At 62.9% G+C, this 25,261-nt stretch carries 24 protein-coding genes and 1 tRNA gene; 9 read left to right on the forward strand and 16 right to left on the reverse strand.

Going from position 1 to position 25,261, the window contains the following annotated elements; genetic code table 11:
- Nucleotides 1-13: 13 nt before the first annotated feature.
- The 4 genes from ACWTU9_RS10885 (at nt 14) to amaB (ending at nt 4,540) form a co-directional block, all read left to right on the forward strand.
- Nucleotides 14-1,114, forward strand: coding sequence for a DNA topoisomerase IB (locus tag ACWTU9_RS10885; RefSeq protein WP_454585717.1), 1,101 nt, complete (start codon nt 14-16; stop codon nt 1,112-1,114).
- A gap of 80 nt (nt 1,115-1,194) precedes the next feature.
- On the forward strand, nt 1,195-1,569 hold the full coding sequence (locus ACWTU9_RS10890) for a YciI family protein (RefSeq protein ID WP_455858301.1): 375 nt from the start codon (nt 1,195-1,197) through the stop codon (nt 1,567-1,569).
- Nucleotides 1,566-2,840, forward strand: coding sequence for an RNA polymerase sigma factor (locus ACWTU9_RS10895; protein WP_454585716.1), 1,275 nt, complete (start codon nt 1,566-1,568; stop codon nt 2,838-2,840). Before ACWTU9_RS10890 ends, ACWTU9_RS10895 begins: the two co-directional genes overlap by 4 nt.
- Nucleotides 2,841-3,025: 185 nt before the next feature.
- Nucleotides 3,026-4,540: an L-piperidine-6-carboxylate dehydrogenase gene (gene amaB / locus ACWTU9_RS10900; protein WP_455858302.1), complete on the forward strand. Its 1,515-nt coding sequence runs from the start codon at nt 3,026-3,028 to the stop codon at nt 4,538-4,540.
- Nucleotides 4,541-4,598: 58 nt separating this feature from the next.
- Here amaB and ACWTU9_RS10905 read toward each other — a convergent pair whose 3' ends face one another.
- From ACWTU9_RS10905 to ACWTU9_RS10945, 9 genes are all read right to left on the reverse strand, one after another.
- On the reverse strand, nt 4,599-5,483 hold the full coding sequence (locus ACWTU9_RS10905) for a hypothetical protein (RefSeq protein WP_454585714.1): 885 nt from the start codon (nt 5,481-5,483) through the stop codon (nt 4,599-4,601).
- A gap of 318 nt (nt 5,484-5,801) precedes the next feature.
- The gene (gene atzF / locus ACWTU9_RS10910; RefSeq protein ID WP_455858303.1) at nt 5,802-7,646 is read right to left on the reverse strand and encodes an allophanate hydrolase; all 1,845 of its coding nucleotides are present in this window, start codon (nt 7,644-7,646) and stop codon (nt 5,802-5,804) included.
- Nucleotides 7,643-7,993, reverse strand: coding sequence for a cupin domain-containing protein (locus ACWTU9_RS10915; protein ID WP_455858304.1), 351 nt, complete (start codon nt 7,991-7,993; stop codon nt 7,643-7,645). Before ACWTU9_RS10915 ends, atzF begins: the two co-directional genes overlap by 4 nt.
- A complete protein-coding gene (locus tag ACWTU9_RS10920; RefSeq protein WP_454574602.1) occupies nt 7,986-8,654 on the reverse strand; it encodes a cysteine hydrolase family protein in 669 nt (222 codons plus the stop codon). Before ACWTU9_RS10920 ends, ACWTU9_RS10915 begins: the two co-directional genes overlap by 8 nt.
- A complete protein-coding gene (locus tag ACWTU9_RS10925) occupies nt 8,654-10,183 on the reverse strand; it encodes an ABC transporter ATP-binding protein (protein WP_455858305.1) in 1,530 nt (509 codons plus the stop codon). Before ACWTU9_RS10925 ends, ACWTU9_RS10920 begins: the two co-directional genes overlap by 1 nt.
- Nucleotides 10,184-10,193: 10 nt before the next feature.
- Complete coding sequence (biuH, locus tag ACWTU9_RS10930; RefSeq protein WP_455858306.1) at nt 10,194-10,895, reverse strand: biuret amidohydrolase; 702 nt, start codon at nt 10,893-10,895, stop codon at nt 10,194-10,196.
- A gap of 33 nt (nt 10,896-10,928) precedes the next feature.
- Entirely contained in the window at nt 10,929-11,855 is a 927-nt protein-coding gene (locus ACWTU9_RS10935) for an ABC transporter permease (RefSeq protein WP_455858307.1), read from the reverse strand.
- Nucleotides 11,855-12,979 (reverse strand): ABC transporter permease, encoded by a 1,125-nt coding sequence (locus tag ACWTU9_RS10940; RefSeq protein ID WP_455858308.1) that lies wholly within the window; start codon nt 12,977-12,979, stop codon nt 11,855-11,857. The genes ACWTU9_RS10935 and ACWTU9_RS10940 overlap by 1 nt, the downstream gene beginning before the upstream one ends.
- Nucleotides 12,980-12,995: 16 nt before the next feature.
- Nucleotides 12,996-14,123: a BMP family ABC transporter substrate-binding protein gene (locus tag ACWTU9_RS10945; protein ID WP_455858309.1), complete on the reverse strand. Its 1,128-nt coding sequence runs from the start codon at nt 14,121-14,123 to the stop codon at nt 12,996-12,998.
- 303 nt (nt 14,124-14,426) lie between these two features.
- Here ACWTU9_RS10945 and ACWTU9_RS10950 point away from each other — a divergent pair, with 303 nt between their 5' ends.
- Entirely contained in the window at nt 14,427-15,116 is a 690-nt protein-coding gene (locus ACWTU9_RS10950; RefSeq protein ID WP_455858310.1) for a GntR family transcriptional regulator, read from the forward strand.
- A 150-nt stretch (nt 15,117-15,266) separates the two neighbouring features.
- Here ACWTU9_RS10950 and ACWTU9_RS10955 read toward each other — a convergent pair whose 3' ends face one another.
- The 4 genes from ACWTU9_RS10955 to ACWTU9_RS10970 form a co-directional block, all read right to left on the reverse strand.
- Complete coding sequence (locus ACWTU9_RS10955; RefSeq protein WP_455858311.1) at nt 15,267-15,554, reverse strand: hypothetical protein; 288 nt, start codon at nt 15,552-15,554, stop codon at nt 15,267-15,269.
- A gap of 403 nt (nt 15,555-15,957) precedes the next feature.
- Nucleotides 15,958-16,341 (reverse strand): SMU1112c/YaeR family gloxylase I-like metalloprotein, encoded by a 384-nt coding sequence (gloA2, locus tag ACWTU9_RS10960; RefSeq protein WP_455858312.1) that lies wholly within the window; start codon nt 16,339-16,341, stop codon nt 15,958-15,960.
- A gap of 208 nt (nt 16,342-16,549) precedes the next feature.
- Nucleotides 16,550-18,682 carry an adenylate/guanylate cyclase domain-containing protein gene (locus ACWTU9_RS10965; RefSeq protein WP_455858313.1) on the reverse strand — a complete coding sequence of 711 codons (2,133 nt, stop codon included), beginning with the start codon at nt 18,680-18,682 and terminating at the stop codon, nt 16,550-16,552.
- 297 nt (nt 18,683-18,979) lie between these two features.
- A tRNA-Met gene (locus ACWTU9_RS10970) sits at nt 18,980-19,056 on the reverse strand.
- Between the two features lie 340 nt (nt 19,057-19,396).
- Here ACWTU9_RS10970 and ACWTU9_RS10975 point away from each other — a divergent pair.
- Nucleotides 19,397-20,356, forward strand: coding sequence for a Gfo/Idh/MocA family protein (locus ACWTU9_RS10975; protein ID WP_454585701.1), 960 nt, complete (start codon nt 19,397-19,399; stop codon nt 20,354-20,356).
- Between the two features lie 46 nt (nt 20,357-20,402).
- Here the strand turns inward: ACWTU9_RS10975 and mnmA are convergent, their stop codons facing one another.
- Nucleotides 20,403-21,593: a tRNA 2-thiouridine(34) synthase MnmA gene (gene mnmA / locus ACWTU9_RS10980; RefSeq protein WP_455858314.1), complete on the reverse strand. Its 1,191-nt coding sequence runs from the start codon at nt 21,591-21,593 to the stop codon at nt 20,403-20,405.
- Nucleotides 21,594-21,850: 257 nt separating this feature from the next.
- Here mnmA and sciP point away from each other — a divergent pair, with 257 nt between their 5' ends.
- Nucleotides 21,851-22,126, forward strand: coding sequence for a CtrA inhibitor SciP (gene sciP / locus ACWTU9_RS10985; protein WP_013529904.1), 276 nt, complete (start codon nt 21,851-21,853; stop codon nt 22,124-22,126).
- 66 nt (nt 22,127-22,192) lie between these two features.
- On the opposite strand, the gene ACWTU9_RS10990 is transcribed toward sciP, so the two are convergent.
- Nucleotides 22,193-23,119, reverse strand: a complete 927-nt coding sequence (locus ACWTU9_RS10990; RefSeq protein ID WP_455858315.1) for an NADP-dependent oxidoreductase — start codon at nt 23,117-23,119, stop codon at nt 22,193-22,195.
- A 90-nt stretch (nt 23,120-23,209) separates the two neighbouring features.
- On the opposite strand from ACWTU9_RS10990, the gene ACWTU9_RS10995 reads away from it, so the two are divergent.
- Nucleotides 23,210-23,614, forward strand: a complete 405-nt coding sequence (locus ACWTU9_RS10995) for a winged helix-turn-helix transcriptional regulator (protein WP_454577206.1) — start codon at nt 23,210-23,212, stop codon at nt 23,612-23,614.
- Nucleotides 23,615-23,713: 99 nt separating this feature from the next.
- On the opposite strand, the gene ACWTU9_RS11000 is transcribed toward ACWTU9_RS10995, so the two are convergent.
- Nucleotides 23,714-24,091, reverse strand: a complete 378-nt coding sequence (locus ACWTU9_RS11000) for a flagellar export protein FliJ (protein WP_454577288.1) — start codon at nt 24,089-24,091, stop codon at nt 23,714-23,716.
- A 450-nt stretch (nt 24,092-24,541) separates the two neighbouring features.
- Between ACWTU9_RS11000 and ctrA the strand changes: the two genes are divergently transcribed.
- Nucleotides 24,542-25,237 (forward strand): response regulator transcription factor CtrA, encoded by a 696-nt coding sequence (gene ctrA, locus ACWTU9_RS11005; protein ID WP_006203583.1) that lies wholly within the window; start codon nt 24,542-24,544, stop codon nt 25,235-25,237.
- Nucleotides 25,238-25,261: the final 24 nt, after the last annotated feature.

The following is a 25,261-nucleotide window of genomic DNA, read 5'->3' on the forward strand; positions in this document are numbered from 1 at the left end:
TCGTGGAGGGGGCATGCTGGACAGATCCGGGGCGCCATCCGGCCGATCGGTTGCCGGGCAGGGAGTCAATGGGACGCCGAAGAATGGCGCGCAGGCCTCCGCCGAACAGGCTTCGCTGACCTATGTCAGCGACAGCGAGCCAGGTATTCGCCGCCTGAAGACGGGCGCGGGATTTTCCTACAAGGGCGCGAAAGGCCAGGCCGTCGGCGCTTCGGCCATCGCCCGCATCAAGGCGCTGGCCATTCCGCCCGCCTGGACGGATGTGTGGATCTCGCCCGATCCCGCCGGCCATATCCAGGCGACCGGCCGCGACCAGCGCGGGCGCAAGCAGTATCGCTACCATCCGCTGTGGGCCGCCGAGCGCGACGGCGCCAAATATTCGAGCCTTGTCGCCTTTGCCGAAAGCCTGCCGGAATTGCGTCGCCGCATCGATGCCGACCTGCGCCGCCGCGGCCTGCCGGCCGAGCGCGTCGTGGCGGCAATCGTCTGGCTGCTCGACAACACGATGATCCGGGTCGGCAACGCCGCCTACGCCCGCGACAACAAGAGTTTTGGGCTGACCACGCTGCGCGACCGCCACGTCGATATCCAGGGATCGAGCCTGCGCTTTGCCTTCAAGGGCAAGTCCGGCAAGGAGTGGAAACTGCAGCTGGTCGACCGCCGCATCGCCAAGGTTGTGCGCGGCGCGCAGGATATACCGGGGCAAAAGCTCTTCCAGTATCTGGATGAGGACGGCGCCCGGCATCCGGTTCGCTCCGACGACGTCAACCGCTACATCCGCGATGCTGTCGGAGAAGATTTCAGCTCCAAGCATTTCCGCACCTGGGGCGGCACGATCCATGCCGCGTCGCTGTTTGCACAGACGGAGCTTCCCGAAAGCCAGGCCGGGGTGAAGCGGGTGATGAATACCGTCATCGACAAGGTGGCCGAGCGGCTGGGCAACACGCGCGCCGTCTGCCGCAAATGCTATATCCATCCGCAGGTGTTCGAAGCGTGGTCGCAAGGACGGCTGCTCAGCGAAATGACCGAGGCCAACAAGCGCAAGCGATCGATAGACGGTCTCGACGACGAGGAGGCGCTGGTGCTTAGGTGGCTGAAGGTTCGGGAAGGCTGACCAAATCGCCATAAATTTTTGTCGACGCCGTGTCGGCATCGGTCCTACTGTTTCGTCCTTTGACAGAGAAAGGACTTGCCATGCTCTATGCTATCCTCTGCTACGCCTCCGAAGACGTCGTCTGCTCTTGGAGCAAGGAACAGGACGACGAGGTCATGACCAATCTTCTGGCGGTGCAGGAAAAGTATGCCGTGGCCGGCCGGCTTGGCCCGGTGGCGCGGCTGTTGCCGACCACCGCCGCGACGACGCTGCGCAAGGTCAAGGGCGAGCCCGTCGTCATCGACGGCCCGTTTGCAGAGACCAAGGAACAGTTCCTCGGCTTCTATACGCTCGAATGCGCCGATCTCGACGAGGCCGTCGATTTCGCGCGCGAGCTTTCCGAGGTCAATCCGAGCGGCGGTTCCTACGAGATACGTCCGGTTTCCATCTTAAATCCCGCCAGAGTGCCCGCATGACCGAACTTGCCTGGATCAGCAACGCGATCAGCACCGCCCGTCCGCAGGCGATGGGCGCGCTGCTGCGCTATTTCCGCGACCTCGACGCCGCGGAAGAGGCTTTCCAGGACGCGTGCCTCAGGGCGCTGAAGAACTGGCCGCAGAACGGGCCACCGCGCGATCCGGCGGCCTGGCTGATCTTTGTCGGCCGCAACAGCGGCATCGATGCGGTGCGCAAGCGCGCCAAGCAGGCGCCGATGCCGGAAGAGGACCAGATATCGGACCTCGAAGACGCCGAGAGCGATATCGCCGAGCGGCTGGACGGCGCGCATTACCGCGACGATATCCTGCGGCTTTTGTTCATCTGCTGCCATCCGGACCTGCCGGCGACGCAGCAGATCGCGGTCGCCTTGCGCATAGTCTCCGGTCTCACGGTCAAGCAGATCGCGCGCGCCTTCCTGGTCGGCGAAAGCGCCATGGAGCAGCGCATCACCCGCGCCAAGGCGCGCATTGCCGACGCCGGCGTGCCCTTCGAGACACCAGGCGCGGTCGAACGGTCGGAGCGGCTCGCCGCGGTCGCCGCCATGGTCTACCTGATCTTCAACGAGGGCTATTCGACCAACAGCGGCGAAGCGCCGGCGCGTGCGCCGCTTTGCGAAGAGGCCATCCGGCTGGCGCGGCTGTTGCTCAGGCTGTTCCAGACCGAGCCGGAAATCATGGGGCTGACAGCGCTGCTGTTGCTGCAGCATGCTCGTGCGCCGGCCCGTTTCGACGGCAATGGCGAGATCGTGCTGCTCGACGACCAGGACCGTTCACTGTGGAGCCGCAAGATGATTGACGAGGGCCTGGCGCTTGTCGACAAGGCGCTGCGCCACCAGAAGCCCGGACCCTATCAGGTGCAGGCGGCGATCGCCGCACTGCATGCGCGGGCGGCAACGCCCGAGGACACCGACTGGACCGAGATCGACCTGCTCTACAGCCTGCTGGAAGTGATGCAGCCATCGCCGGTGGTGACGCTGAACCGCGCGGTCGCGGTCGCCAAGGTGCGCGGCCCGGAAGCCGCCCTTGCCATGATCGAACCGCTCGGCGAAAGGCTGTCCGGCTATTTCCACTTCTTCGGCCTCAAAGGCGGCCTGTTGATGCAGCTCGACCGCGGCGAGGAGGCGCGTGTCGCCTTCGACCGTGCCATTGCACTCGCCAATACGGCGGCGGAAGCCGCCCACATCCGCATGCATATCGACCGGCTGATGAGGGATGGCGCCGTAAAGGCCCCCGCGAAGACAGCGCACTGAAGCCTGTTCCCCGCTGGCTCAATCGTGCAATCCCGGCTTGGACCATGCCGGGGTGGCGATTTTCCCCTGAAACGAGTAATGCCACGCCATGACAGCGCCTGAGGTGCCTTCGCGGCACGCGGGCGACGTGGCGCGAAGGCTCGATCGCCGCCACATGATGGCGAGCGAATCTGAAAGGGATAAAAATGACGATAGCGAAGGAAACGGCTGAACTTTTGGCGAAACTGGGCGTGGCCAAGGATGCGCTCACCGGCGGCGACCTCATCGTGCGCAGCCCGGTGACGGGCGAACAGATCGCGGCGCTGAAGACGATTTCACCGGCTGAGGCCGCCAGGACCATCGACGCCGCGCACACGGCGTTCCAGGCCTGGCGGATGGTGCCGGGTCCCCGCCGCGGCGAACTGGTGCGGCTGCTCGGCGAGGAGCTGCGCGCGCACAAAGCCGAGCTTGGCCGGCTGGTATCGATCGAGGTCGGCAAGATCCCGTCCGAAGGCCTCGGCGAAGTGCAGGAAATGATCGACATCTGCGATTTCGCGGTCGGGCTTTCCCGCCAGCTCTACGGCCTGACCATCGCCACCGAACGTCCGGGACACCGCATGATGGAGACCTGGCATCCGCTCGGCGTCGTTGGCGTCATCTCGGCCTTCAACTTCCCGGTCGCGGTGTGGTCCTGGAATGCAGCGCTGGCGCTGGTCTGCGGCGACGCCGTGGTGTGGAAGCCGTCGGAAAAGACGCCGCTGACGGCGCTCGCCTGCGAGGCGATTTTTGCCCGCGCGGTCAAGCGCTTCGGCGCGGATGCGCCGCAGGGTCTGGCGCCGGTGCTGATCGGTGATCGCGCCGTCGGCGAGATCCTGGTCGACCATCCCAAGGTGCCGCTGGTCTCGGCCACCGGTTCGACGCGCATGGGCCGGGATGTCGGCCCAAGGCTGGCCAAGCGCTTTGCCCGCGCCGTGCTCGAACTCGGCGGCAACAATGCCGGCATCGTCTGCCCGACCGCCGATCTCGACATGGCGCTGCGCGCCATTGCCTTCGGCGCCATGGGCACCGCCGGCCAGCGCTGCACGACGCTGCGGCGCCTGTTCGTGCATGACAGCGTCTATGATGCGCTGCTGCCCCGGTTGAAGAAAGCCTACGAGAGTGTTTCGGTGGGCAATCCGCTGGAGACTTCCTCGCTGGTCGGGCCGCTGATCGACAAGGCGGCTTTCGACGCCATGCAGAAGGCGCTGAAGGAAGCCGGCGCCCATGGCGGCAAGGTGACCGGCGGCACGCGGGTCGAGAATGGTCATCCCAACGCCTACTACGTGCATCCGGCGCTGGTCGAAATGCCGAAGCAGGTTGCGCCTGTGACGGAAGAAACCTTCGCGCCGATCCTCTATGTGATGAAATATTCCGACTTCGACGCCGTGCTTGGCGAGCACAATGCAGTCGGCGCCGGGCTGTCATCGTCGATCTTCACGCGTGACCTGCAGGAATCCGAGCGCTTCCTCGGCGTCGACGGCTCGGATTGCGGCATCGCCAACGTCAATATCGGCACATCGGGCGCCGAGATTGGTGGCGCGTTCGGCGGCGAGAAGGAAACCGGCGGCGGCCGCGAAAGCGGCTCGGATGCCTGGAAGGCCTATATGCGCCGCGCCACCAACACGGTGAACTATTCCAAGGCGTTGCCGCTGGCGCAGGGCGTGTCTTTTGACATCGATTGAGGCGGTGCGCTGGCTTCCCTGACCAGTTGATCCATCCCGCTTCAGTGGGGATGGATCGCTATCGTTCTGCCTGGATCGTTCCGCTTGCCGGCAATGGAAACGACGCCGCGAAAGCGGCATCGATGACAGCAAGCTTGGCGGCCTGCACGGTCATGTATTCCTGGTAGAAGCTGTTCGAGACCCACATCACCGAATGCCCGCGCCGGCCCATCCAGCCGACGCTGCCGAGCTTTTCGGCCTCGCGCAATTTGCGCGCCAGATGAGTGCGCGAAAGTTTTAACCAACTGGCGAATTCGCCGATCGAAACCACGCTGGTCGGGATCTGGTCGAGGCCGGCATGATCAGGGTCGATGCCCGACATCAGCCTATCCATGACGATGCCGCCATTGTTGAGCCAGATGAACAGCGAGAAGGTCTGCTTGGGCTCGCGCACCGGGTTGGAGGAAAGCAGGCCTTCCGCCACCATCGGCTGCAGCCTGGCGATCATGCCGTGCTGCTCGAGAAACAAGGTGAGGCGGTTGCCGCCATCGAGACCGTCGAGCGTGCGCAGGTGCGCGATCACCCAGCCGTCGAATTCCTTCAGCGTCGCCGCCGTCACCTGAAACGGGTGGGCCCGTCCGTCGCCGGTGTGCGGCAGGTATTCGATGATGCGATAGTGCAGCATCTCCTTGACGAAGGCCTCGGCGGTGTTGCGGCTGGCGACGGAATAGCGAAGCACGGCATCGATGAAGCGGGCGAGGGTAAGTTCCGTGCGGGGATCGCGCCGGTCGCGCGCGAAATGCAGGGCAAGGCCAGTGTGAGCCAGCAGCCAACGCTGTTGCGTGGCGAACACGGCGGCCAGGCGCGGGCTCGTTTCATAGATGTGCAGCAGAGCCTTCGACTGCGCCTGGACATAACGATGCAGCGCCGGATGGCCGGCAATATATTCGAAATTCAGCGCCATCCTCCTCGTCCTCCGGCAGCCCCCGGCAGCGAAGACGCAATCACATTTCCAGCCTTAGACGTCCGTGTCCAGCCATGCCAACCCGGACAAAAGGCCTAGAGCCGTCAATCGTTCCACAGACACGTTGAAATCGCTCCATCTCTTTGATTTTGCGGCAATTGCGATGGCGAAAGCGGCGCCTTGCATCGCGCTCGCGCGCCAAGCAACTCGAAATCGATTCCGCGACGCTGTGCCTTAGAATCAGACGTTGGCAGATGGCATCCAATACCTGCCTCTGCAAGCCAACAATGCCGTCCGCGAATCTGGGCTTCATTCGATCTACATCGGGAGAGCCGCGGTCCTCTTTGACCGGATGTCGGTTTGATCGGCTTGGTCACGTCTGACAAAACTGCGCCAGCCACCGTAGGTGGAGATATCGGACGCGCCTGCGAGGCCTGCGGTTTCGACCAGGAACCCTTTGGCCGCGCTGCCATCCTCGAGTTCGATCGTTCCTACACCGAGCGGCGACGGGATGGCAGCGACGAAGCGCCCGAAGGCGTCTGGATCAAGCCGCCAGACTTCAACGTCTATCCGCACACCATCCTTGGAGACCCGGACGAGACCGGGCTTTGGCACGGATTGTCCGGCAAGTGCATAGAGCCGGTAAGCGGGCGATGTCCTCACTGCCTTCGAGAATCTGGCGCCGAGATCCCGCAGTTGACCGTTGAGCGGCATTCCCGAAAGGTGCGCGCCTACGACCACCAGATCTATCATCCCGTCCTGCGCATATTCGCCGAACGGCCCCTGGTCCGGCTGTGCCCAGCCAGTGGCGCCGAGTGGAAGCGCACTCGCGGCATGGAGTTCGCGGGCGAGTCCCGCCGTCAACCAGTCGTTGCCTGCGGCGGCCAGCAAGGTCACGCTCATCGGCATCCCGTCGTCGCGCTTGCCGGTTGGCACGGCGATGCCGCACATGTCGAGCAGGTTGACGAAATTGGTGTAGGTGCCGAGCCGGCTGTTGGTGCCGATCGGATCGGCGAGCACGGCATCAACCCTATAGTGGGTCGGGGCTGTCGGGACGCAGAACAGGTCGACAGAAGCGATGACCGGCGCAAGCTTTGCCTTGTAAGCCTGTAGCGCATACAGGCCGTTGAAGGCGTCGGCGGCCGAAAGGTTGCGCGCGCCGCCGATGATCGTGCGCGTCACCGGATGGATGGCCGCTTCGTTGGCGTCCATGAAGTCGCGGATGGCCGCGTAGCGTTCGGCCACCCAGGCACCTTCGTAGAGAAGGTTGGCGGTGGCGTAGAAATCACTGAACGGAATTTCGATCAGCCGGCAGCCGAGCATTTCCAGACAACCAAGAGCCGCCTCGAAGCCCGCCCGCATCGAAGTGTCGCCGAAGAATTCGAGATCCGCCTTCGCCGGGACACCGACACTCAGTACAGGCGGGCGCACGGCAAGGGCCGGCACTTTGATCGCCCGCGAATAGGCATCGGCCGGGTCCTTGGCGGCGGCCACGCCGAACACCGCATAGGCGTCGTCGACGGTCAACGCGAAAACGGAGACGCAATCAAGCGTGCGGCAGGCAGGCACGACGCCGGCGGCCGAGAGTGCGCCGACCGTGGGTTTCAACCCGACAATGTTGTTGAGGCCGGCGGGAACCCGGCCGGATCCTGCCGTGTCGGTGCCAAGCGCGAAAGAGACGATGCCGCGCGCCGTCGCCACGGCGGACCCCGACGAAGAGCCGCCCGGCACGAGGCTCGCATTGATGGCGTTCCTCGGGATCGGATACGGCGTGCGCACGCCGACAAGACCGGTCGCGAACTGGTCGAGATTGGTCTTGCCCACCACAAGCGCGCCGGCGGCCTTGAGCCGCGCCACCGCTGTGGCGTCCGTCTCCGGCGTATAGGCATATTCGGCGCAGGCCGCCGTGGTCGGCATGCCTTCGACGTCGATGTTGTCCTTGACGGCGAAGGGGATGCCCCACAGCGGCTTCATCACCGGATCGAACGGCCCGAGCGCTTGAGCCTCGGCGAGCATCCGCGCCTTGCTGGCGACATGGATGAAGATGCCCGGATCGTCAGCAGCCGCGATGCGGGCGTGAACGGCATCGATCATGGCGGCAACGCTGAGGCCATCCGCGTAGGCCTTGTGCAGACCGCCGATGTCGAAGCGGATATCACTCATGTTGCCTCCCCCAGAATGATTACCGGCAGGTCCCATTGGATCAGCACGGTACAGCCGTCCTTCGTCCACACCGAATGCTCGGTTCCGACCGGATTCAGGACCACGCTGCCGGCCGGATAATCGCCATTCTCGTCGCTCTGCGTGCCATCGAGCACGACGATTGTTTCCAGCCCGACATGGCGGTGACGCGGCACGCCGGCGCCGGGCCGATAGTTGAGGATCGCGACCGATGGCTCGACCGGTCCGGCCTTGAGCAGCCAGTGGACCGCGATGCCCTCGCGAAAATGCTCGTATTTCAGATCGCGCCAGCCGCCGGCGGCGAGACCGGCAAAAGCCAGATTAGCCATTGGCAAGTCCCTGCAGCACCTGGTCGGTCGTCGCGGTCCAGCCGACGATCGCGCCCTGCGCGCGGATCATGGCGAGCGCTGCCGCCTTGAATTCGGGGAAATAGCTTTCGGTCGCATCCTCAGCCAGCAGGCACTCATAGCCCCGGTCATTGGCTTCGCGCATCGTCGTCTGCACGCAGACCTCGGTGGTGACGCCGGCAAAGACGAGTTGCTGCGCGCCGAGCCACTTGAGGTCGTTACCGAAGCTGGTCGCATAGAAGGCGCCCTTGCCCGGCTTCTCGATGACGATCTCGCCGGGCAGGGGGGCCAACTCATCGAGGATCGCCGTGCCCGGTTCGCCTGATATCAGCACGCGGCCCATCGGACCGATGTCGCCGATGCGGATCGACGGATTGCCACGGTTGCGCTTGGCCGGCGGCAGGTCGGAAAGGTCGGCTTTGTGGCACTCCATAGTATGGATCACCGGCAGGCCGGCGGCACGAAAGCCCTCGATCAGTTTCCTCACCGTCGGCACGATGGCCGTGACACGGCTGACATCGTTGCCGAGGCTGGCGCCGAAGCCGCCGGGCTCGGCGAAATCGCGCTGCATGTCGATGACGATCAGTGCCATGGATTCCGGCTTGAAGACGAAGGGAAACGGCAGCGCATCGATTTCAGCCATCAGTGATGTCCCGCCATATGCTCGCCGATGGTCTGGACGCTCGCCTGCGCGATCGGCGTTTCATAGACCAGCGCGCCGTCCGACATGACGAAGATGCGATCGGAGAGTTCCAGCAGTTCGTCGAGGTCTTCCGACATCAGAAGCACCGCTGCACCGGCATTGCGCGCCTTCATGATGCGGGCACGGATTTCGGCGACCGCCGAGAAATCGAGGCCGAAACACGGGTTGGAGACGATCAGCAGGTCGACCGCGCCAGTCAGTTCGCGGGCTAGCACGGCACGCTGCACATTGCCGCCAGACAGCGAGGCGATGGGCGAGGACAGTGACGCGGTCTTGACCCTGAACTGCTCGACCAGCCTGGCGCTGAACGCACGAATGGCACTGGTGCTGATCCAGCTCACAGGTCTGCCGTTGCCGTCGATGTCAAAGGTGCGGAAGGAGATGTTCTCGGCCACCGTCATTTTCGGCGCGCAGGCGTTCTTCAACGGCTCCTCGGGGATGAGACGGACATTGAGCGCGCGGGCCTCGGCGCGGGTCGCCGCATAGGTAGTGCCGCGCACCAAGACCTCGCCCGCCTCGAGTGGGCGCTGGCCGGCCAGCACTTCCAGCAACTCCTTCTGGCCATTGCCGGAAATGCCGGCGATGCCGACGATCTCGCCCGAGCGTACACCGAGATCCTCGATGCGGATCGACTTCAGCCCGGTTCTGTCAGGCGCCTTCAGCGACCTGACCTTCAGCACCGTTTCGGCATCGGGTTTCGGCGCGGCGCGGCTGTCGAGGGCTGCGATCGGCTGGTCTCCGATCATCATCGCCGCCATCGCCTTGTGGTCGAGATCGGCGACGCGGCCGGTTCCGGTGAGCTTGCCCTTGCGCAGCACGCTGACATCGTCGGCGAAGGCCGTCACCTCGTGGAATTTGTGCGAGATCATCAGCACAGTGAGGTCGCCCGCCCTGGTCATGGCGCGCACCAGCCCCAGCACCTCCTGCGCCTCGCCGGGCGTCAGCACCGAGGTCGGCTCGTCAAGCACCACGAAGGAGCGGCCGAGATAGAGCTGCTTGATGATCTCGAGCTTCTGCTTCTCGCCGGCGGCAAGCTCCGCCACCTTGACGTCGAGCGGCAGCTTGAACGGCATGCGCTCCATGAACATGGCAAGGCCGGCGCGTTCCTTGCGCCAGTCGATGATGCCGGGAACCGTTTTACGCGAAATGACGAGGTTCTCCGCACCCGTCAGCGAAGGCACCAGGGTGAAATGCTGGTAGACCATGCCGAGCCCGAGCGCCGACGCGTCGCGGGGACTGTCAATCCTGACCTCGCGGCCATCAACCAAGATGTCGCCGGAGGTCGGGTGATAAAAACCCATCATGCATTTGACCAGCGTCGACTTGCCGGCGCCGTTCTCGCCCAGCAGCGCATGGAACGAACCTGCCGGCACCTTCACGGAAACGCTGTCCAGCGCCGTGAAGCCGCCGAAGCGCATGGTCATGCCGATAGTTTCGACGCCGACGGCCTTTCTGACACTGTCGCTCATCACGGCTCTCTTACGGCAGCTGCGCGACAAGCGCCGTCGAATTCGACACCGTGCCGAAGACGCCGCCCTGCATCTTGATCATCTTGATCGCCGCCAGATGATTGCCGTGGTCGGTCGCCCCGCAGCAATCCTCCAGCATCATGCATTCATAGCCGCGGTCATTGGCCTCGCGCATGGTGGTGTGCACGCAGACATCGGTGGTGATGCCCGTCAGCACGATGTTCTGGATGCCGCGCTGGTTGAGGATCAGCTCAAGGTCGGTGGCGCAGAACGACCCCTTGCCGGGTTTGTCGATGATCGGCTCGCCTTCGATTGGATAAAGGTCGGGGATGATGTCCCAGCCAGGCTCGCCGCGCACCAGGATGCGCCCGCACGGGCCGGCATCGCCAATGCCGGCATTGATGCGGCGCGAACGCCAGCGCTTGTTGGCCGGCAGGTCGGCGAGATCGGGCCGGTGCCCCTCTCGCGTATGGATGATGGTGTAGCCCTTGGCCCGCATTGCCGACAGCACCCACTTGATCGGCTCGATCGGCGCGCGCACCAGTGAAAGGTCATAACCCATATGGTCGACATAGCCGCCGGGCCCGCAGAAATCCGTCTGCATGTCGATGATGATGAGCGCCGTGTTGTCGGGCCTGAGGTCGCCATTATAGGGCCATGGATACGGCTCGGCGTCGATCGTACGCTGGATGATTTCGGCTCTGGCGTTCATCGGCAAGAAACTCCAGTCATTTGGTGCCAAGTCTCATTTGGTGATCGACAGTTCACCCGGCGCGCCGGCAAGCGAGCGCGTCGGCGACGAGGTAGCAATCATGATGATGAGGGTGAGGATGTAGGGAGCGGCATAGAACAGGTAGTAGCCCTGCGTGACGCCGACCGATTGCAGGGCGGGGCCTAGCGCGCCTGCCCCGCCGAACAGAAGGGCCGCGGCAAAGCAGCCGAGTGGATTCCAGCGCGCGAAGATCACCAGCGCCACCGCCATCAGACCTTGGCCCGACGAGATGCGTTCGGTCCAGCTGCCGGGATAGTAGAGTGACAGGTAGGCGCCGCCGACGCCGGCCAGCGCGCCGCCGACGCCGGTGGCAAGCAGCCGCACCGTATCGGGGTTAAGGCCCATGGCGCGTGCGGCATCGGAGCTGTCGCCGACGACGCGCACGATCAGGCCGGCGCGGGTGTTGCGGAATGCCCACCACAGAACGACCGAAAGCACGGCTCCGATGAGGAACAGGACGTTGACGTCGAGCGCGGCCTGCACCTGTGGAATGTCGGACCAGCCGCCGAAGGGAATGGCGGGCAAATTGGGTGCCTTCGGCTTGATGAACGGCTTGCCGAAGAAGAAGGCGAGGCCCGATCCGAACAGCATCAGCGCGATGCCGATGGCGATGTCATTGACCTTGGGGAATTTGCAGATCCAGCCGTGGAAGAGACCGAAACAGATGCCGGCAACGGCAGCGGCGAGCAGGCCGATCCAGGGCGAGTTGGTCATCACCGCAACCGCATAGGCGGTCATGGCGCCGAAGACGAGTGTGCCTTCCAGTCCAAGGTTGATGCGGCCGGAACGCTCGGTGATCGCCTCGCCCAGCGAGACGAAGATGAAGGGTGTGGAGACGCGAATGGCGCCGCCCAGAATGGCCAGTGGTACGCCCCAGAGGCCGATCTCGGTCGCGTCCATCAGGCGACTCCCTTCCAGAGATCGGGGTTGAAAGCCTTGAGGCGGCCGTAGAAGGTTTCGCTGAACAGGATGACGATGAAGATCATGCCCTGCAACACCAGCACGGTGGCGTCGGGCAGGTCCATGCGGCGCTGGATCAGCCCGCCCGAGGCGTCGATGCCGCCGAGCAGGACGGCGACCGGGATGATGGCCAGCGGGTTGTGGCGGGCAAGGAAGGCGACGAGTATGCCGGTGTAGCCATAGCCGGCGGCGAGTGAGGCATTCGCGCTGCCCTGAACTGCGGCGACTTCCAGCATGCCGGCAAGCCCGGCGAAGCAGCCGGCCAGCGCGGTAAAGCCAACGATGAGCGGCCCGACGGCCAGCCCCTGGACCTGCGCTGCCCGCACATTGCCCCCGGCGATGCGTGCGGCAAACCCCCAGCGGGTCTTTTCGATCAGCACCCAGGATAGCACGCATGCCAGCACGCCGACGGCAAGCCCCCAATGCACCTCCATGCCGGGTATGTTGCCGATGCGGTAGGCCTCCGCCAGCGGCTGGGTCGACGGCTTGTTGAGCGAGGCCGGATCGCGCAGCGGCCCTTCCACCAGCTGGTTCATCAGCGCGATGGCGATATAGGCCATCAGCAGGCTGGAAATCGTCTCGTTGACGGCCCGGTAGTGGCGCAGCGCGCCGACGGCACCGATCCAGATGCCGCCGGCGGCCATGCCCGCCACGCCCATGACGAGTATGACAATGAAGGAGGGAGCGCCGCTGAGCGCCATGCCGGCCGCCGCAGCGGCAACGCCGCCGAGCACGATGGCACCCTCGCCACCGATGACGACGAGGCCAAGCCGCGCCGGCAGCGCCACGCAAAGCGCGGCCAGCAGCAGGGGCGCGGCGCGCGACAGCGAGTTCTGGACCGAGAACCAGGAGCCGAAGCCGCCGCGCCACATCACTTCGTAGAGTTGCACCGGCGATTTGCCGACCGCCAGGATGAACAGGCTGAAGATCGCCATGCCGACAACCAGCGCCAACAACGGAATGACGAAGGCTTCCGCCCGCCGTGCGACCCATTCCAGCGCCGGCGGATATCCCCTGGCGCCGAACAGCGCGGGCATTCCGGCTTCTGTCACCGTGTCCACCATCGTCCCGCTCCCCAGATCAGGCGGTCGAGCCGACGACACCCTCCACGAGATAGTCCATGCTTTCGAGCTCGATGGCGGTCTCAACGAAGGCCTGGCCTTCGGTGGCGACGACAACGCCCTTGTTGCTCTTCAACGGACCCTTGATGACGGAGAAACCACCCTTCATCATTTCCGCCAGCGTGGCGTCGAACTGCTTGCGCGCCGGCTCGCCGACGGCGGGGCCGAGCGGGCTCATCTTGACGAAGCCGTCCGCCAGCCCGCCGCGGGTGAAATTGGGCAGCGGCTTGCCAGCGACGAGGTCGTCGACGAACATCTTGTAGACCTTGGCCCAGTTCCACTCGGCACCCGTGAGGTATTTTTCCGGCGCCAGCGGGCTCTGGTTGGCGTGATAGCCGCAGACAAAGGCGCCGCGCCCGGCTGCCGTCTCGACGACAACTTTCGGGCTGTCGACGTGGCAGGTGATGACATCGGCGCCCTGGTCGACCAGGGCGTTGGTGGCTTCCGCTTCCTTCACCGCCAGCGACCACTCGCCGGTGAAGATCACCTGGCAGGTGATGGTCGGGTCGACCGAGCGCGCGCCGAGCAGGAAGGAGTTGATGTTGAGCAGAACCTGCGGGATCGGCTTGGCGGCGACGAAGCCGAGCTTCCTGGTCTTCGAGGTGTGGCCGGCGACGACACCGTTGAGATACTGGCCCATGCCGATATAGCCGAAATAGGAGCCGGCATTCATCGGATGCTTGGCCTTGTCCCACATGCCGCCGCAGTGACGGAACTGCACGTCAGGGAATTTCTTGCACATGGCCAGCATGTGGGGGTCGAAATAGCCGAACGAGGTCGGGAAGATCAGCGACGCGCCATCAAGGTTGATCATGGACTCCATCGTCTTCTGGACATCGACCGTCTCAGGCACGTTCTCCTCCTCGACGACGGTGATGCCCTCGATGCCCTTCAACGTCGCCGCACCTTCGGCATGCGCCTGGTTGTAGCCATAGTCGTCCTTCGGCCCGACATAGATGAAGCCGACCGTGGCGGCGGCGGCAAAGGCCCTCGAGATGGGAAAGGACGCCGAGGCAAGGCCGAGCGTTGCCCCGGCGGCGGTAGTCTTGAGCAACTGGCGGCGGCTAAGCATGAAACGGTCGGTCATGTTAATGCTCCTCTTTCAGGGCCCCTCAGGAAGCCGGTTAACGCCTCGATAAGAAAGTGCATGCAATCACCGTGCCAGTTCAAAAATTCAAATTTATGCAATATAATCAGAGGCACGGCTTTCTCCTTCTGCACAATGCGGCGGCAACTGCATACACTTTTTGCCTTCAGAACGGACAATTTGACACGCAGATTAAAATATAGGCATAGAAGGTGCCGGTGTGAGTCGTGACAGCGTGTTCGCTGTTCGATTTCATGGCCTGAAGAAGCGGGAGACGAGGCAGAGGTGTCGGGAAAGCGCAGCTTGATCCGGTCCGGTACGACCGTCGATCAGATGGTGAGGGCGATCGGCGACCGCATCGTCACCGGCGTGCTGCGGCCCGGTGAAAAACTCGACGAGGCTTCGCTTGCCGCCCGCTTCGACGTGTCACGCACGCCGGTGCGCGAAGCCCTTGGCCAGCTCAGCGCCATGGGTCTTGTCGAAAGACGGCCCAATCGGGGCGCGATCGTCGCGGTGGTCACCCAGGAACATCTGGCTTCCATGTTCGAAAGCATGGCGGAGCTGGAAGGGATTTGCGCGCGCTTCTGCGCCGAGCGCATGACCGGCGGCGAGCGCGGCGCGCTGGAGATCGAGCATCAGGCCTCGGCGCGGCTGGTGCGGCTCGGCGCTGAGGAGGAATACGAACATTTCAACACCGAATTCCACAGTCGGCTCTATCGCGGCGCCCACAGCACGCACATTTACGAACTGACAGCAACGACGCGCAGCCGGCTGGCCCCCTTCCGCCGCGCGCAGTTCAGGCTTGCCGGCCGCCTGGCCAAATCCTGGCAGGAACATGACGCCATCGTCACCGCGATTCTGCGCGGCGATGGCGTCGCCGCGGGCGCCGCCGCAAAGGATCATGTTTCAATCGTAAGCGTGGCAAGCGCTGTCTTTGCCCTCGGCGAACGGCCGAAGGGCGCTAGTACGACGCTGCCGGTCACCGCCAGCTGACAAAACAGAAGCGCGCCTGCAGAGGGCAGCTTCAGCCGTTCCCCGAAGGCTGATGACGGATAATGTTCGCGGCGCTCACCTCGGTGGCGATGAACTCGATGTCATACCGCGGGCTATTGACGCGGCGGGCGCCAACGGCCGTACGCGACTCTAAGTTCCCTTCACGATTCTCGGCTTGGGCGGTCGGCGGGATTGAGCCGCGCTTTCGAGGGTCAAGGCCAACCGCTTCTCGTCTTCTATGGCGCGATCGACAGCCTCAATTTCCTCTTGAAGCGCCTTCAGCTGGACTCCATAGCTAGAGCCATCGCTGTCTCCAATCTGAAAGCCACTTGCCCGCATTGCGTCGCGAGTATGATGGACGTTTCGAACTCCTTCGCGTCGAGTCGCGACCAGGATTTCCCGGAACTCTCCAAGACGTTCGATGTGACTGCGAGTCATTGGCGTTCTCCTATTTTGTCGTCATCGTCGCCGGAGGGAATTCAAAACCGGCTAAAACTTTACCGCGCAGAAGGTTTGACAGACTACAGGAGATACTCTCGACAAAGCATGAGTGCAGAAGCTCAAATTTGAACCTCTTGCTTAGGATCCAATCTATCGAGTGCTCGTCTTTTCGCCCAGCGCGCCTGCTGTTCGGCGCTCGTGCTGGTCCATATAGCTGTCGATTCTGGATCGTGAGGGTTCGTTTCTGAGTGCACAGCGATGCTGGCCTCAATGATCGACATGCGGTCCAGAGCGGGTCGGCTTCCTATGAGCCCGCTGAAAGACCCGTGCCGGCGGACTATGTCTGCCGACTGCCGTTCCCATCTCCGATGACTTCGTCTCGCAAGCGACAAACCGGTCCTTATGGGGCTTCGTAGAGTTCCAGCGGCAACCCATCTGGGTCGCTGAAAAACGCAAAACGTTGATCTGTATATGGGTCGATCCGGATTGGCTCAACGGCGACACCGGCGGCTTCCAGGCGCATAATTACGGGATCAAGATTCGCCACGGCAAACGCCAGATGTCTCAGGCCTGTCGCCTCTGGATAGGACGGCCGCATCACTGGGGCAGGGAAGGAGAACAATTCCAGTTGGACTGACCCGATCCGCAGATCCGCCTTCCACGACTGCCGGTCCTCCCGATAGACCTCCCGGATCAGATCGAGGCCGAGGAGGTCGACGTAGAACTGTCGCGACCGGTCGTAGTCGGTGCAGATGAGCGCGACGTGGTGAATTGCGTTCAGCATGCCACGAACTCTAGCCAAGCTGGGATTTGAGGCCAAGGTCACCATCGGGTATGTGGCACTTTGTCGATGTTGCCGTTCGGGAGGGGCGCCTCGCCCTTGAGGATTTTGCCTTGCGCACGATGTGCCGGCAGAGCGCAACCAAATCGGCATATCGGCTCTGGCCTCGCGATAGGTAGAGGGCAAGGCCGGCATCGGAGCTGCCCCCCGACTAAAATCTCAATACCCAGGCTTCCACTTTTCCCTTGCCTTTGACTTCGATAGCGCCGCGTGTCTCGAAGACGAATTGGTCCTTGAGCTGCTCGTAGACGGGGCGCGTCACCTGGACAGAGTCGGGAACTCCAGCAGATTCCATGCGGCTCGCCAGGTTCACTGTGTCACCCCATAAATCATAGATGTACTTACTCTTCCCGATGACGCCGGCGACCACTGGCCCGCTGTTGACGCCAACCCTGAGCTTCATTGAGACGTTGTGTTCCATCGCGTGCTCGCGGGTAATGTGGACCATGCGGATGGCCATGCGGACCATGCGCTCGGCGTGGTTGGCCACCGGCACGGGTAGGCCGCACACCGCCATATAGGAGTCGCCCACCGTCTTGATCTTCTCGATGCCGAGATCATTGGCGGCAACGTCGAAGCGCGTGAAGAGCCCGTTGAGAAACATCACGACATCGTGCGGCGGCATTTCCGATGTCAGTGCCGTGAACCCGACCAGGTCTGCGAATGCGACCGTGACCTCGGCGAAGCCGTCGGCGATCCTCTCCTCGCCGGCGCGCAGCCGATTGGCGATCGGTGCCGGCAGGACGTTGAGCAGCAGCTGCTCGTTCTCTCGGTTTTTGTTCTCGATTACGACATTCTTCCGGTGCAGATCCTCAACCATGCCATTGAAGGCCGAGCAGAGCTCGCCAATCTCGTCGCGCGTACGGACCGGCACGCTGGTCGCATAGTCGCCGGCAGAGAAGCGTTTGACCCCGGCAGTGAGATCGCGGAGCGGTCCGAGCAGCGCGCGTGAAAGCCAGGCGGCGGTGGCGGCGACCACGGCCATCGCCAGTCCTCCGACGAGCAGCAAATCCCGGCGGAGCTGGGCGATCGGTGCGAAGGCCTCGGCGCTGTCGATCTTGGCGACGAGAGCCCAATTGACATCGGAAATCGCTAGCGGTCCCCATGAAGCGAGCGTCGGGACGCCACGGTATCCGATGATCTCGCCCGTGCCCTCGACACCGGCGAGCGCGGCACGGGAGGCCTCGGTGTCGACGCGCTGATGCAGCACTGGTGTCCCGTAACGCTGAATGACGGCGATCTCCTCGTCCGAAGTGCCCACGGATTTGAGGTCGGCGAAGAAGTTATCGCGGTTCTCGTAGAACGCCCGCGGGCCAGAGCGCACCAGATAATCAGGTCCGACGAGATAGGCCTCGCCCGTGTCGCCGAACCCTTCCTGCCGCCAGCGGCGGTTACCGGTGACAACGTTGTCGATCTCATCATTCGACAATTGCGCGACCAGCACGCCGATGACGACGCCCTGGGCAATCACAGGTGCAGCCATGAAGGCTATCGGTGCGCCGTCCGATGGCGCATAAGAGGCGAAATCTACGAGGCATATGGCTGACGGGTCTGCGATTTGCGAGCAGCGGGCGACGGCGGCCGCGACGTTGGTGCGGCGGTACGGACCCAACTGAAGAGACGTGGTGAAATCCACCTCCTTCTCGACCGTATAGATCAGGCGACCTGATTTTGGATCGGCAATCATGAAATCGAAAAAGCCGACCGTGGTAGCCGCAGCGCGCATCAATGGATGATATATGGCATGCAGCCTGGAGTATTCGCTTCCGTCGCCGGCGTCGTCGAGAAGCTTGCGCCGCTCCGCCGGGTTGGGATTTTCCACAATGTAGTGATACTGCAGATAGTAGGGGGCACCGTCTACCGGCAGGTAGTCCGACAGGGCTGGTTCCCTGCCCAGGGTGCGCGTCATTCCGGGGATGAAGTTCTCGGCGTACCAATCGCCGACCCTCTGCCGTAGTTCAGGCGGCGCGCCTTCCCGGTCGAGTTGGTCGACCGCGGTCCGGAACTCGCGTGTAGCATCGACCACCATCTTGGAAGTGGCAAGCAGGCGCAGTTCCGCCTCGATCGTGCGAAAGTAGGTTTCGACCTGGCGCGTCTTGGTCTGACGGGCGGCCGTGAGTTGGTCAAAGACTGCTTTTCCGAGAGCGTCGCGGGCGCGGAAGTAACCGAGCGCCCCGGTGACCAGGACCGCGATCGCGCCAAGAAGCACGAGGGTTGTAAACAGCTTTGCAGCCAAGCCCCAGCCCGCTGGGCTGGATGAGCCGGTCACATCTGAAGAAGACATGAGATCTTGCTTTGCTTTGCATCGGGTCTTCGGAAACAGGAGCGTCGGCGTCGCATCGGACGCAAGCCAAGATTGTGTTTCATCTGCTACCCCTCCCTCGCATATGCATACCAAATTTACTGCGAGACGTGTGCGGGAATGTGTTGTGGATTCGACATGCTGGACGCCATGTCGCCGGATCCCGACAGGAAACCCTGGGAATCAACGGTAGCCAGTTGCTACGTGACGCGACATAAAAAGCAAGGAATGCGGCCACTTTGGCCACACTCAAGCTTTTGATTTTGCTTATGAAAGCGATGGTAGCGGGAGAGGGACTTGAACCCCCGACCCCAGGATTATGATTCCCGTGCTCTAACCAACTGAGCTACCCCGCCAGGGCGGCGAAAGGCCCGAAATCCGCCTTAAATCGAAAGGCATTTCGGGGCGTTCGCCAAGGTCGCGCGGATATAAGGTTGGGAGGGCGAGCCTGTCAAGCATCGATGCGTCAGGCGCGCCGGCATATTGCCGCTGGCAAAAAGCTTTGCCGGGCAGACCTCAGAGGCTAGAGCCTTTTCAATCCCGATGGCGTCGGGATGGGGCTCTGGTCTTTTGTTTGAGAATGGTCTTTTTCCGAAAAACCGGTTCCCACTTTTCGGGACCATGCTCTGGTCGCCGGGGTTGAGTTCGACGGGGCACGTCGCTATGTCTCGGCCAAGAAATTAGAGTTTTAAGCTGATGAAGCCGCGCATTGCAGTCCTCGGTTGCGGATACTGGGGCTCAAACCACATCCGCACCCTAAAGGCGCTTGGCGCGCTGCATGCGGTTTCCGATGCCAACCGGGCGCGGGCCGAAGGTTTTGCCAGCGAGCAGGACTGCCTGGCGATCGAGCCCGACCAGCTGTTCGTGCGTGACGATATCGACGCCATCGTCATGGCGCTGCCGCCGCAATTTCATGCCGATCTCGCCGTGCGCGCCACTGAGGCCGGCAAGGATGTGCTGGTGGAGAAGCCGATTGCACTGACTGTGCCCGACGCCGAAAGTGCCGTGCAGGCGGCAAAGGACAATGACCGCGTCTTCATGGTCGGTCATGTCTTGCGCTTCCATCCCGCCTTCGAGACGCTGAAGGCGCTGATCGACAATGGGGAACTTGGCGAAGTCCGCTACATCCATTCGCATCGCCTCGGCCTCGGCAAGTTCCACACCGAGAACGACGCGCTGTGGGATCTGGCGCCGCACGACCTGTCGATGATCCTGGCCATCACCGGCACCGAGCCGATCGAGGTCAGGGGCGAGGGTGCGGCACTGCTCGATAACCTCAGCGACTTCGCGCATCTGCATATGCGCTTTCCCAACGGATTGCGCAGCCATCTCTTCACCTCGCGCCTCAATCCCTACCGCGAGCGGCGGCTGACCGTGGTCGGCACCAAGGCGATGGCGGTGTTCGACGATGTCGAGCCGTGGGAGCGCAAGCTTGCCGTCTACCGCCACGCAGTGTGGCAGGACAGCGGCCAGTGGGCCTTCACCACCAACGAGCCGTCCTACGTCGCGGTCGGCCAGGGCATGCCCCTGACGCGCGAACTGGAGCATTTCATCCAGTGCATCGAGACGCGGGCCGAGCCGCGCACCAGCGGCGAGGAAGCGATCAGGGTGCTGCGCATCCTGACCGCGGGCACGGTCACGCACACCAAATCCTGAGACCGTTTGGAAGCTGCGCTGAAGGCAGTCTCTGAGAGGATGGCGCTTATTCCGCGGGAACCTGCGCCGGCCTGGCGGCGAGCCGCGTCAGCATGGCTTCGGCCTCGGCGCCGCGCTCGGAGCGCTCGATAAAGCCGCCGCCGAAGACGCGGGCTTCGTTGCCATCGTCGGAATAGAGCACGCAGGCCTGCCCTGGCGCGATGCCGGACTCGCCGTCGACCAGTTCGACAAAGGTGCTGCCGGCGCGGTGATGCAGCACGGCCGGCCGCGGCGGCCGCGTCGAGCGGACCTTGGCAAATAGTTCCATGCCGGCCGCCGGAATGTCGGACAGCGCGCGATCGCCCAGCCAGTTCATGTTGCGCAGGTAGATCTTGTGCGTCTCCAGCGCCTCGCGCGGGCCGACAATGACGCGCGCCCGGTCGGCATCGAGATGGACGACGTAAAGCGGCTCGCCGGAAGCGATGCCGATGCCACGGCGCTGGCCGATCGTGTAGCGCAATATGCCATCATGGCGCCCGAGCACGCGGCCGTCGATATGGACGATGTCGCCCGGATTGGCGGCAGCCGGCTTCAGCTTGGCGATGATGTCGGAATACCTGCCCTGCGGAACGAAGCAGATGTCCTGGCTGTCCTGCTTGGCGGCGACCGTCAGCCCCATCTCTTCGGCGATAGCCCGCACCGCCGGCTTCGACAGGCCGCCGAGTGGAAAGCGCAGATAGTCGATCTGCGCCTGCGTGGTGGCAAACAGGAAATAGCTCTGGTCGCGGTCGGCATCGACCGGCCGGAACAGTGCGCGGTGGGCGCCGTTGGCGCCGGAGCGGATATAATGGCCGGTAGCGAGCGCGTCGGCGCCAAGGTCCTTGGCGGTCGCCAGCAGATCGGCAAACTTCACCGTCTGATTGCAGGATACGCACGGGATCGGCGTCTCGCCGGCGACATAGCTCTCGGCGAACGGGTCAATCACCGCCTTGCGGAACCGCTCTTCATAGTCGAGCACGTAATGCGGGATGCCCAGCGTCTCGGAAACGCGGCGGGCGTCGTCAATATCCTGGCCGGCGCAGCACGAGCCCGCGCGATGCGTTGCCGCGCCATGGTCGTAGAGCTGCAGCGTGACGCCGACGACATCATAACCTTCGCGCTTCAAAAGGCCTGCGACGACGGACGAATCGACGCCGCCCGACATGGCGACGACGACGCGGGTGTTTTGCGGGCTGGCGGGAAGGTCGAGGCTGTTCATGGTTCTTTCATTCTGCGCGGCGCTTCAATGGCAGTGGCGCGAATATAGGTCAACCACATCAGCGGCGCCAGCTTTGCGGCAGCGCCGATTTGGCGGGAAAATTGTGCGTCTGCCGGCCGTTCACTCAAATGTCGACGAAAAGACTAACGCGGCGTTCATGATCCTTACCTAGTCATTAGGGTTCGCTTAGGCAATTTTTAAAGCTGTGGCGGTAATGTGGTGGGGATTGGGTCTTTGAGTTTTTTGTAGAGAGTACGATGACCGATCTTGTTAGACCGCGAGTCAAATATGTTATCGGGCCTGACGGCAGCCCCCTTACGATTGCCGATCTGCCGCCGACGAATACACGTCGCTGGGTTATCCGGCGCAAGGCGGAAGTGGTTGCTGCGGTGCGCGGGGGGCTTTTGAGCCTCGACGAGGCATGCCAGCGCTACAAGCTGACCACCGAGGAATTCCTGTCCTGGCAGGCGTCGATCGACGAATATGGCCTTGCCGGGCTGCGCACGACGCGCATCCAGCAATACCGGCACTAGAGCCGATCTGAACAAGAAAAAGGGCGCGGCAACCGCGCCCTTTTTTGCTTTGCCGCTACGTCCGCTTCAGACCGTCAGCACGACCTTGCCGATCGGCCTGGTGGCCAGAAAGGCATGCGCTGTTCCCGCCTGTTCGAGCGGAAACGCCTTTGCCACATGGACGGCGAGCTTGCCCGCATCGACCAGTTTGGCGAGTTCTACAAGGCCCTCGCGGTCGGGCACCACGGACATGCGCTCAACGCGAATGTTTCGCTCCTTGGCCTTGGCTCGGGTGGTATCGTGGACATCGAGCAGCGACACCAGGACGCCTCCGTCCTTCAGCACCGCCAGCGATTTGTCTGCATGGTCGCCGCCCACCGGCTCCAGCACCAGGTCGATGTCGCCAACTTCGGCGATGAAATCGCCCTCGGTGTAGTCGATCACCGCGTCGGCGCCGAGCGAGCGGACGAAATCGAGCTTTTCCGGGCTGGCGGTGGCGATGACGTAGGCGCCGCGCGCCTTGGCGATCTGTACCGCCAGGTGTCCGACGCCACCGGCGGCGGCATGGATCAGCACGCGCTGGCCATGCTTCAACCCGCCATGGCGAACAAGGCCTTGCCAGGCTGTCAACCCGGCCAACGGCAATGCGGCGGCATGGACGTGATCGATGCTTGCGGGCTTTAGTGCGATTTCATCGGCGGGCGTGACGGCCAATTCGGCATAGGCCGCTGCCTGTCTGGGAAAATGCGGCATGCCGAACACGGCGTCGCCGACCTTGAGGCCCGTCACGTCCGCGCCGAGCGCTTCGACGGTCCCCGAAATATCCCAGCCGAGGATGAAGGGCGGCTCGCCGAGAAGCGGGTAGTAGCCGCCGCGTACGGCACCATCGACCGGATTGATGCCGGCGCCCTTGACGCGGACAAGCACATCGCCGTGTTTTGGCGTCGGGTTGGGCCGATCGGCAATGACAAGGACGTCGGGTCCGCCGACGGAATTCTGGATAACGGCACGCATGGAAGCCTCTCCTGCTCTGTTGATGCCACTATCATTTGGATAGTAATATTCCCTTGTCTAGTATGTACCTTTTCCATATATAGGCACCTCATGGATAGTGATAATGATTGCGGCTCCGGCTATGACGCCTTCCAGCGGACGTGTCCTTCGCACGCCGTGCTTGAGATGCTGGCCAGCAAATGGGTCTATCTGACGGTTTGCGCGCTGCGCCGTGGCCGGATGCGCAATGGCGAACTGGCGCGCAAACTCGAAGGCATCACGCCCAAAATGCTGACGCAGACGCTGCGCGTCCTCGAGCGCGACGGGCTGGTGCGGCGCGAAGTCTTTCCCGTCATTCCGCCGCGGGTCGAATATGAATTGACGGAACTTGGCCAGAACCTGGCGGGGCTGCTCACCCAAATACGGTCCTGGTCGGAAGAGCACGTGCCCGACATCAAGGAAGCGCGGGCGCGGGCAGCGGCGGAGCAGGGGGGAGATTTGCAGGCGCAGGCCTGAAGCTGCGGCCGCCTTGCGGCCAGATCAGCAGCGCTCGGCTTTTTGGCGCTGCTACACTCAAAGCATGGTGTCAGGCGCCGGTTGGTTGAAACCCGGTCTTCAGCCGATCATGGCGCTGCGGCCGCCGAGTTCAGCGTCGCGGATCTTGGTGTCGCGCGATTCCAGCATCTCGGCCTTGGAAAGCTCCGCTTCAGCTTCGCCGAGTAATGATTCGGCAGCGCTTCGCTGCTGGGCGAGGTCACTTTGCGAATTCCTGAGGTTGTCGCGACGCAGACGCGCCGCCTTAGCGAAGGTCGGATAGGCAAAATGATTGATGTCGGTGATGCCGGCCTTCTTTTCTTCGGCGGTGATCTGAAGCTCCAGTTCGACGGCCATGCGCTCGAACTCGGCGATCATCGTGTCGAGCTGCAGCAGCTGCCGCCGCTTCTCATTCACCTGAAATTGCTTCAGCCGAACGAGGTTTTCACGTGACTTCATGATTCGGTACTCCCGGAAACGCACACCTGCACATATCGTCCAATCCGTCCGCCAGGGCCTGGCGCCACCCGTATCCACCGGCATTCCCCGAACTATGGGAAACAAATTCCTAAAGTTTTTTGCCGGCGGTAACCATTCGTTTACGGGCATTGTTAATCATAAGGGCGAGGACTTAAGGCCGGGTAAAAATTCCGGCTCCCGATACGGAAGCCGGCCAGCGAGTCCCTTGAGTCACTTAGTCCAACTTATTAATGTGTTGCATTAGCGATTTGGTTCTGTGATTCATCATTAGATTCAAGAGGGTGTAGAAAGCGGTTAAAAAATCTGGTACCGTCCTGGGTGCGGAATTAGGTTTTGTTAACCATTCGATGGCAGCCTTCTGTTCAGGCAATCACTGCTCCGGTCCCGGATGGGTCGTGACATGGTCCGGCGGCAGAAAAGGGGAATGAAATGCGCGTTCTGCTGATAGAAGACGACAGTGCAACCGCTCAGAGCATCGAGCTGATGCTCAAATCCGAAAGTTTTAATGTTTATACGACCGACCTCGGCGAAGAAGGTGTCGATCTCGGTAAACTCTATGATTACGATATCATTCTTCTCGATCTCAACCTTCCCGACATGTCAGGCTACGAAGTCTTGCGGACACTTCGCCTCTCGAAGGTGAAGACGCCAATCCTGATCCTCTCCGGCATGGCCGGCATCGAGGACAAGGTGCGCGGCCTCGGCTTCGGCGCCGACGACTATATGACCAAGCCGTTCCACAAGGACGAGCTGGTCGCCCGCATCCACGCCATCGTGCGCCGCTCCAAGGGTCATGCCCAGTCGGTCATCACCACCGGCGACCTGGTGGTCAATCTCGATGCCAAGACCGTCGAAGTCGGCGGCCAGCGCGTGCATCTGACCGGCAAGGAATACCAGATGCTGGAACTGCTCTCGCTGCGCAAGGGCACCACGCTGACCAAGGAAATGTTCCTCAACCACCTCTATGGCGGCATGGACGAACCGGAACTGAAAATCATCGACGTCTTCATCTGCAAGCTGCGCAAGAAGCTCGACGCTGCGTCCGGTGGCCAGAACTACATCGAAACGGTCTGGGGCCGCGGCTATGTGCTGCGCGAACCGGAAGACATTCGCGTCAGCGCCTGAGTGAACATCATCTGATTGAATTCA

The sequence above is a fragment of the Mesorhizobium sp. 128a genome, assembly GCF_053848025.1.

Bases quoted from the DNA above. Each gene is read 5' to 3' on its own strand.
- ACWTU9_RS10905 (WP_454585714.1), bottom strand. From the start codon at position 5,483: ATGGCGCTGAATTTCGAATATATTGCCGGCCATCCGGCGCTGCATCGT.
- amaB (WP_455858302.1), top strand. From the start codon at position 3,026: ATGACGATAGCGAAGGAAACGGCTGAACTTTTGGCGAAACTGGGCGTG.
- ACWTU9_RS10945 (WP_455858309.1), bottom strand. From the start codon at position 14,123: ATGACCGACCGTTTCATGCTTAGCCGCCGCCAGTTGCTCAAGACTACC.
- ACWTU9_RS10890 (WP_455858301.1), top strand. From the start codon at position 1,195: ATGCTCTATGCTATCCTCTGCTACGCCTCCGAAGACGTCGTCTGCTCT.
- ACWTU9_RS10925 (WP_455858305.1), bottom strand. From the start codon at position 10,183: ATGAGCGACAGTGTCAGAAAGGCCGTCGGCGTCGAAACTATCGGCATG.
- mnmA (WP_455858314.1), bottom strand. From the start codon at position 21,593: ATGAACAGCCTCGACCTTCCCGCCAGCCCGCAAAACACCCGCGTCGTC.
- ACWTU9_RS10935 (WP_455858307.1), bottom strand. From the start codon at position 11,855: ATGGACGCGACCGAGATCGGCCTCTGGGGCGTACCACTGGCCATTCTG.
- ACWTU9_RS10915 (WP_455858304.1), bottom strand. From the start codon at position 7,993: ATGGCTAATCTGGCTTTTGCCGGTCTCGCCGCCGGCGGCTGGCGCGAT.
- ACWTU9_RS10975 (WP_454585701.1), top strand. From the start codon at position 19,397: ATGAAGCCGCGCATTGCAGTCCTCGGTTGCGGATACTGGGGCTCAAAC.
- biuH (WP_455858306.1), bottom strand. From the start codon at position 10,895: ATGAACGCCAGAGCCGAAATCATCCAGCGTACGATCGACGCCGAGCCG.
- ACWTU9_RS10920 (WP_454574602.1), bottom strand. From the start codon at position 8,654: ATGGCTGAAATCGATGCGCTGCCGTTTCCCTTCGTCTTCAAGCCGGAA.
- ACWTU9_RS10965 (WP_455858313.1), bottom strand. From the start codon at position 18,682: ATGTCTTCTTCAGATGTGACCGGCTCATCCAGCCCAGCGGGCTGGGGC.
- ACWTU9_RS10895 (WP_454585716.1), top strand. From the start codon at position 1,566: ATGACCGAACTTGCCTGGATCAGCAACGCGATCAGCACCGCCCGTCCG.
- ACWTU9_RS10940 (WP_455858308.1), bottom strand. From the start codon at position 12,979: ATGGTGGACACGGTGACAGAAGCCGGAATGCCCGCGCTGTTCGGCGCC.
- ACWTU9_RS10885 (WP_454585717.1), top strand. From the start codon at position 14: ATGCTGGACAGATCCGGGGCGCCATCCGGCCGATCGGTTGCCGGGCAG.
- atzF (WP_455858303.1), bottom strand. From the start codon at position 7,646: ATGAGTGATATCCGCTTCGACATCGGCGGTCTGCACAAGGCCTACGCG.
- ACWTU9_RS10995 (WP_454577206.1), top strand. From the start codon at position 23,210: ATGGATAGTGATAATGATTGCGGCTCCGGCTATGACGCCTTCCAGCGG.
- ACWTU9_RS11000 (WP_454577288.1), bottom strand. From the start codon at position 24,091: ATGAAGTCACGTGAAAACCTCGTTCGGCTGAAGCAATTTCAGGTGAAT.
- ACWTU9_RS10990 (WP_455858315.1), bottom strand. From the start codon at position 23,119: ATGCGTGCCGTTATCCAGAATTCCGTCGGCGGACCCGACGTCCTTGTC.
- gloA2 (WP_455858312.1), bottom strand. From the start codon at position 16,341: ATGCTGAACGCAATTCACCACGTCGCGCTCATCTGCACCGACTACGAC.
- ACWTU9_RS10955 (WP_455858311.1), bottom strand. From the start codon at position 15,554: ATGACTCGCAGTCACATCGAACGTCTTGGAGAGTTCCGGGAAATCCTG.
- ctrA (WP_006203583.1), top strand. From the start codon at position 24,542: ATGCGCGTTCTGCTGATAGAAGACGACAGTGCAACCGCTCAGAGCATC.
- sciP (WP_013529904.1), top strand. From the start codon at position 21,851: ATGACCGATCTTGTTAGACCGCGAGTCAAATATGTTATCGGGCCTGAC.